General features: G+C 38.9%; 8 protein-coding genes and 1 pseudogene. 6 read left to right on the forward strand and 3 right to left on the reverse strand.

The genetic code is table 11. The features are described 5' to 3' along the window. The 6 genes and pseudogenes from AOG54_RS09985 to AOG54_RS08895 all read left to right on the forward strand — a co-directional run. Positions 1–420, forward strand: a pseudogene (locus AOG54_RS09985) (MFS transporter); the annotation flags it as partial. A 121-nt stretch (positions 421–541) separates the two neighbouring features. Further along, complete coding sequence (locus tag AOG54_RS08875; protein ID WP_236689040.1) at positions 542–958, forward strand: hypothetical protein; 417 nt, start codon at positions 542–544, stop codon at positions 956–958. A gap of 80 nt (positions 959–1038) precedes the next feature. Continuing rightward, the gene (locus AOG54_RS08880; protein ID WP_048101399.1) at positions 1039–1935 is read left to right on the forward strand and encodes a dihydroorotate dehydrogenase; all 897 of its coding nucleotides are present in this window, start codon (positions 1039–1041) and stop codon (positions 1933–1935) included. Further along, on the forward strand, positions 1932–2669 hold the full coding sequence (locus AOG54_RS08885) for a dihydroorotate dehydrogenase electron transfer subunit (RefSeq protein ID WP_055032624.1): 738 nt from the start codon (positions 1932–1934) through the stop codon (positions 2667–2669). The genes AOG54_RS08880 and AOG54_RS08885 overlap by 4 nt, the downstream gene beginning before the upstream one ends. Before the next feature lie 33 nt (positions 2670–2702). Then, on the forward strand, positions 2703–2921 hold the full coding sequence (locus AOG54_RS08890; protein WP_055032625.1) for a hypothetical protein: 219 nt from the start codon (positions 2703–2705) through the stop codon (positions 2919–2921). An 88-nt stretch (positions 2922–3009) separates the two neighbouring features. Beyond that, entirely contained in the window at positions 3010–3345 is a 336-nt protein-coding gene (locus AOG54_RS08895) for a YidH family protein (RefSeq protein WP_048101396.1), read from the forward strand. A gap of 33 nt (positions 3346–3378) precedes the next feature. On the opposite strand, the gene ilvC is transcribed toward AOG54_RS08895, so the two are convergent. Genes ilvC through AOG54_RS08910 form a run of 3 tightly spaced genes read right to left on the reverse strand, consistent with a single transcriptional unit; the run spans position 3379 to position 6389 of the window. Further along, positions 3379–4389: a ketol-acid reductoisomerase gene (gene ilvC, locus AOG54_RS08900; RefSeq protein ID WP_201779332.1), complete on the reverse strand. Its 1011-nt coding sequence runs from the start codon at positions 4387–4389 to the stop codon at positions 3379–3381. Continuing rightward, a complete protein-coding gene (locus AOG54_RS08905) occupies positions 4382–4699 on the reverse strand; it encodes an ACT domain-containing protein (protein ID WP_048101394.1) in 318 nt (105 codons plus the stop codon). Before AOG54_RS08905 ends, ilvC begins: the two co-directional genes overlap by 8 nt. Further along, positions 4659–6389: an acetolactate synthase large subunit gene (locus AOG54_RS08910; protein ID WP_054964516.1), complete on the reverse strand. Its 1731-nt coding sequence runs from the start codon at positions 6387–6389 to the stop codon at positions 4659–4661. Before AOG54_RS08910 ends, AOG54_RS08905 begins: the two co-directional genes overlap by 41 nt. Positions 6390–6664 lie beyond the last annotated feature (275 nt).

Genomic DNA, 6664 nt, shown 5'->3' on the forward strand with positions numbered 1-6664 from the left:
TTAACCGGTTTAATAGGTGGAATTTACATCGGTAAATCCAGAAGAAAAATTGTATCACTGCTGGGCTATACCGGCATGTTTATTATATGGATTTTGCTTTTAATCTTCATAAAATTTGTTCTGTCAAACATATATATACTTATATTTATGATAGCTGTAAGCGGCATATTCGGCGAGCTTGGCTGGGCATCAAGGGAGATGCTGGAGCCTGAAAACTTTGAAACGCTGCACCGCGGCACCGGCATTGGTAGCGTAAGGACTGTTGGATACTTTATATACATAATTTCAGTGTTTTTGCTTGTTAATAAATCAATTTATTTTTACCTTTATTACCTTTTAATAATATACCTAATAGGTTTCATCGGGGCTGTGCTTTATTACAAATATGGCAGGGAAACAAGAAAAAGCAGTGTTCTTTAAATCCATATTTTTATTTTAACAGTATTTATATATCCAATCAAATTTATTAATATGAATACAATATTTAAATGTGTTATGCATTGGAATAAGCAATAAAAAGATAGTGGGATACCCAAATATAATGAATCTACTTAAATCTGGTGTTGAATCATTATTTTTAATAGATTTTGATGCAATTCATAAAAGGGTTTTAAACCTGGAAATATACGAAAAACTATCCAAATTTTTTGACCTCACCGTTATGAACTATCCGCAGACAGAGGAGGATCTAATGGATACAATAATCAGCGGGGCCACATATGTTATAATAAACAATAATCTAACATATAAAAGGATACAGAGCTTTTTATCATACACGCAGAACATTGGAATTAACTATGATTACAACGATACATGTGTTTTTTTCAGCCAGAACGGCGGAAATATATACCTGACAAATAAACAGGTAATGCTTCCATATAAGCTTGCCTTTAACTACGGCCCATTTAATCTGCCAAATTCCATAAAACTTGAAAATTACCCATCCTCATTCATTTAATCTTTAATCTGGGAATCATTTTTGTTATTTTAAATATTATTTTTGGAATACTTTAGATATTATTAAACAATTAGGATGCAATGAATCTAAATGTGGATATAGGAATTAAAATTTCGAATCCCTTTATCCTGGCCTCCGGAATTCTGGATGAAAACGGCTACACCATGAAAAGAATTCTAGAAAATGGTGCGGCCGCGGTGGTTACAAAGTCCATCGGAACATCTGAAAGGCAGGGATACAATCCTCCAATTATATATGAAAATGACCCTGTATTTTTAAATGCTGTTGGCCTTTCAAACCCCGGCATAGACAATTTTAAAGATGAGGTAAAAATAGCCCTTGAATCCGGAAGGCCTGTAATAGGAAGCATTTTTGGAAAGGACGCCCCTGAATTTTCAGAACTTGCCAAAAAAATGGAGTCATACGGTGTTTCTGCCATAGAATTAAATTTATCATGCCCGCATGTAAACGGCTATGGCATGGAGGTTGGATCAGATCCTGACCTTGTCTATGAAATAGTATCTGAGGTTAAGTCAAGAGTAAAAATACCGGTTTTTTCAAAGCTGAGCCCAAACACATCAAATATACTCGAGGAGGCAAAGGCTGCTGAAAAATCAGATGCGCTTGTATTAATAAACACATTAAAGGGCATGGAAATAGATATAGCATCGAAAAAACCTGTTCTTAGCAATGTATACGGTGGTTTATCCGGAAAATGCATTAAGCCTGTTGGAATAAGATACGTTTATGAGGTAAAAAAGGAGACCGGAAAGACAGTTATAGGCGTTGGTGGCATAGAAAATGTTAATGATGCCATAGAATACATTATGGCCGGTGCATCTGCAGTTCAGATCGGAACTGCAATTTACAGGCATGGAATAAAAATATTTAATGAACTGAACTCTGGATTAATAGAATACATGGATAAAAACGGAATAAGTAATATTAATGATATGATAGGGGTGGCCATAGCATGAATCATTCCATAGTTTACAGCAATGTAAGGATTAATGAAAGCACGCATTCATTGAGATTTTTCATGGAATCTCCAGTACATCCGGGCCAGTTTATTATGATCTGGGCACCGGGGATAGGTGAAATACCCATATCCTTTTCATCTGTAAATAATCCGGTTGAAATTACCGTAAAAATTTATGGAGAACCATCAAAATATATTGCAAACCTCATGCCGGGAGAAAAAATTTTTTATCGCGGGCCATATGGAAGGCCATTCACCGGTGTAACTGGAAAAAAGCTAATTATAGGTGCAGGAACAGGAATTGCACCGTTAATGCCACTTGTTGATAACATGACCTCAGCAATATTATCCGCAAAAACAAAAAATGATCTGATATTTACAGACAGAATTAAAAATTTATATGTTGTAACAGACGATGGAACACTTGGAATAAAAGGTTTCGCGGTTGATGCACTTAAACAAATGGATATAAACGAATTCGATATGATATATGTATGCGGCCCGGAGATAATGATGAAATCCGTTTATGATTATTTATTAAACAAAACAGACAGGGTAGAATTCTCACTGGAGCGTCCAATGAAGTGCGGTATAGGCATATGCGATTCATGCTCAATCAACGGCATTCAGGTATGCAGGGACGGCCCTGTATTTTCAATTAAAGATTTAAAAAATATGGATGAATTTGGCAGAACAAGGCTTTCATTTTCCGGAAAAAGGATTTATCTTTAAAATTGTTTATATATTATTATAAAATTATATATCATGGTCTCACTGGAGGAGTCATGTGTTTTTAACCGCGGTGGCATATGCTATTTTCTTGAATCATCCACATCAAAATGTTCGTTATGCTTCAATTTTAAAAGTTTTACAAAATACGGAAGCAGGAGGAAGATATATTATAATTTATTTGACTATATAAAATCCAGCGGGTCACAGATTGCCTTTCCAAAGGGTGATGAGGAGCAGGAAACCCTTGAGTAGTTATTGAAATTTTATATTATTAATTTAAAAATCCATAATTATTAAAAAATAAGATTAAATTTATATGTATTTTAAACATACAATCAGAATGGGAATAACCGACCATCTTGCAAATAAGAGAACATTCCTTGCATGGGTTAGAACTGGCATAGCACTCATGGGCTTTGGTTTTGTAATCTCAAAGTTTGAAATTTTTATTCACATATTAAATAGATCATCATATAATAATATTGGAAACTCACTAATAGCCGGGGAGATTATGATAATTCTTGGCATTGTTACCATAGGCTATGGCCTCTATGAATTTCTATCAAATGAAAAGGATATAGAAAATAATAATGTAAATTCAAGAAAGGTTGAATCAATAGTATTTTCAGCCATTATAATTGGCATGGCAATACTTCTTCTGGTATTTATTGTTTAAAAATATTATTATAAAAATTTTTAATTAATATGTTTAATTCTTCGGCCTGCCCCTTAAAACGATCTCTCTGAGCTCACGGCCGACCTGCTCCTCAAGGGAATTATCAAGGTCATCCATTAATGCCTGGAGGTGTTTTGATCCCTCATCGTATTCCTCTATCCATTCACTGGCAAATTTTCCACTCCTGATCATTTCGGCCTTCTCCCTCATCCTTTTTTTGACCTCATCGTTAATTATATATGGCCCAACGGTAAGCCCGCCATACTTTGCAGTATCTGAAACTGCCCTGAGCATGCCTGAAAGCCCCTTATCATATATCTGGTCTGTGATCAGTTTCATCTCATTTATTGCCTCAAAATATGCCATCTCCGGCCGGTATCCAAGATCAACTATGGTCTGAAATGTTGCCCGGAGCATTGCGGTGAGGCCGCCAACAAGGTCAAGCTGCTCACCCATTAGGTCTGTCTCTGTCTCCTCCCTGAATGATGTTTCAAGCACGCCTGCCTTTGTTGCTCCAAGCCCTTTGGCTATGGCCAGGGCCTTGTTCAGGGCATTTCCTGAATGATCCTGATGAACGCCCACAAGCACCGGAACGCCGCCGCCCTTAACGAAGAATTCCCTTACAGATGGCCCTGGTGCCTTTGGGGCTGCCATGTAAACATCAACATTTTCTGGTGGAACAATCAATTTATAGTGTATGTTAAAGCCATGTGCAAAGACCAGGTCCATGCCATCCCTTAAAACAGGCATAACCTTTTCTGTATATATCTTTCTCTGCACCATGTCCGGAACAAGGAATATAACTATATCAGAATCCTTCAATGCATCCTCTGTTTTTTCCGGTGTTATGCCATCAGAAACTGCCTGCCTCCATGAATTGCCCTGCCTTTCAAGACCAACATGAACATTCAATCCGGAGTCCCTAAGGTTCAGTGCCCAGGCCCGGCCCTGGCTGCCGTATCCCAGTATTGCTATCTTCTTATTCCTTATGTAATCAAGATTTGCATCATTTTCAGTGTATACCTTACCAAGTATCTTACCCAACAAGCTCACCCCATTCATATTTTTCCGATTTTTTAAAATTAATGTTAAATTTATTTACATTATAATCCTCCAAGACCTCGACATTGTCAACATCAACTGTCTTGCTAAGTGTCATTATTGCTATATTCATATTGCCGAGATTGTACCTGTCGTAAAGGGACAGGTAAACCGTGCATTCATTTTCATCATTGCATTCCGCATTCATCCATTTTATATCAACCCAGAATTTTCTAAAATTGGCTGCAATTCTCTCAAGCAGCCCCGGGTCTCTATAATTGGCCGTTACCTTTATTACCTTTTCTTGGGTCACTTACTATCACCTCGCTTAATTTTCCTCCCGGCGGTAATGTCGGAAGGGCCAGCTCCTCCTTATTAACCGGCACCCTGATGACTGACGGCACATTCTCATGCATTGCCCTTTTTATGGCCTCTGCAATGTCATCATATGTTTTTGCATCATATGCATCGGCACCGAAGGATTCTGCATACTTAACTATGTTTGGAGAATTGCCGTAATCAACGCCAACTATTCTCTTATTCTGGAACATGTCCTGAACCTGTCTAACAAGTCCAAGAGTCCTGTTGTCGTTTACCACCGCTATTACCGGTATGTTCTCATCCACTGCGGTGGCAAGGTTGTTCCCTGTCATCATAAAAGACCCATCACCGTCATAGTCCAGAACAACCTTATCCGGCCTGCCGACCTTTGCCCCCATTGCAGCAGGAAGCCCAAAGCCCATTGTGCCCATTCCAGTGGATGAGAAGAATGATCTTGGCTCAAGATTTTCCCAGTAAACCTCTGCCCACATCTGGTGCTGGCCAACACCTGTGGTTAATATCGCATCCCTTGGCAGCGAATCCCTCAGCGTCTTTAGTATTCTCCACGGCCTTAAGTGGCCGTCATCCGGTGGATGTGAAAACTGTGAATAATACTCCTTTAGCTCATTTACCCTTTTGTTCCACTCATGGTTCTGGTGCTTGCTTCCCAGAAGGGCCATGGCATTTAATAATTCTGATACTAAAACCTTTGCATTGCCCTGAAGCTCTATGTCAGGCTTTATGCCCTTATTAAAATCTGTCGGGTCCAGATTTATTGATATGAATGTTTTCCTTGTATCCTTCATTTCATCGTACGATGTGAATGTACGGTCGCTAAACCTTGCACCTATGGCAACCATGACGTCAGATTCAAGTGCCACCATGCTTGCCTCTGCACGGCCATAGTAACCCATGGCACCAACATATAATGGGTAATCAGCAGGTATTACTGATTTTCCGGGAAGCGTTGATACTATTGGGCACCCGATAAATTCAGCAAGCCTCATTATTTCATTGGTTGCATTGGCCCACATTGCCCCGGTTCCAACTAAAAGCACGGGTCTTTCTGCATTTAATAATGCATTTGCAGCCTGCCTTAATTTGTCCTTATTTACAACGGTTCTGAATGGCCTGTAATGAACCCTTGGCTCTTCTGGATAATTAACATTATCTATGTCCTCGAGCTGTATGTCCCTTGGTACATCCATCACCACCGGCCCTGGCCTTCCAGTGGAGGCTATGTAAAATGAGTTTTTCACCCATAGCGGTATCTCATTGATATCCTTTATCTCAACGGCATATTTGGATACCGGGAATGAGGCGCCAAGGGTATCAGATTCCTGAAATGAAAGCTTCCCCATGGAGTTTCTGTTAACACCGCCTGTTATAGCAACAACCGGTGAGGAATCCTGGTATGCCGTGATCAATCCGGTGATCAAATTGGTCACACCAGGACCGGATGTCGCAGTGCATACACCAGGTATGCCTGTGGCACGTGCAAAACCGTCAGCAGCGTGCACCGCTGCCTGCTCATGCCTCATCAGGATATGCCGGAGCTCGCCATTGTTGACATCCTCAAAAAATGAGTCATACATTGGCATGTTGTATAGCCCCGGTATTCCAAAAATATTTTTTACACCCTCCCTTTTCAGGGATTCCACTAAAAGCCTAGAACCCTTCATTTACATCACTTTCTTTAAAAACAAACCCAGTAGCATGCATTATACCAAAAAAACCGCCACAGATGTTAGATAAACCTTTTCATCCCATACATATTTATTCACCACCCCATGCATTAGCACGACACAGGGTAATCTCTATTAATACTTAATACTATTTAAATATTTCTCAATATTTTATGGAAATATGTCCCAATTTTAAATTTTTAATAATTTTTTTCCTGTACATTACATTATTTTAAATGATAAAATCAGAAATTATCTCATTTTTTACATTA

The sequence above is a fragment of the Acidiplasma aeolicum genome (assembly GCF_001402945.1).
GTDB classification, from domain to species: domain Archaea; phylum Thermoplasmatota; class Thermoplasmata; order Thermoplasmatales; family Thermoplasmataceae; genus Acidiplasma; species Acidiplasma aeolicum.

Bases quoted from the DNA above. Each gene is read 5' to 3' on its own strand.
- AOG54_RS08885 (WP_055032624.1), top strand. From the start codon at position 1,932: ATGAATCATTCCATAGTTTACAGCAATGTAAGGATTAATGAAAGCACG.
- AOG54_RS08875 (WP_236689040.1), top strand. From the start codon at position 542: ATGAATCTACTTAAATCTGGTGTTGAATCATTATTTTTAATAGATTTT.
- AOG54_RS08880 (WP_048101399.1), top strand. From the start codon at position 1,039: ATGAATCTAAATGTGGATATAGGAATTAAAATTTCGAATCCCTTTATC.
- AOG54_RS08910 (WP_054964516.1), bottom strand. From the start codon at position 6,389: ATGAAGGGTTCTAGGCTTTTAGTGGAATCCCTGAAAAGGGAGGGTGTA.
- AOG54_RS08895 (WP_048101396.1), top strand. From the start codon at position 3,010: ATGGGAATAACCGACCATCTTGCAAATAAGAGAACATTCCTTGCATGG.
- AOG54_RS08890 (WP_055032625.1), top strand. From the start codon at position 2,703: ATGGTCTCACTGGAGGAGTCATGTGTTTTTAACCGCGGTGGCATATGC.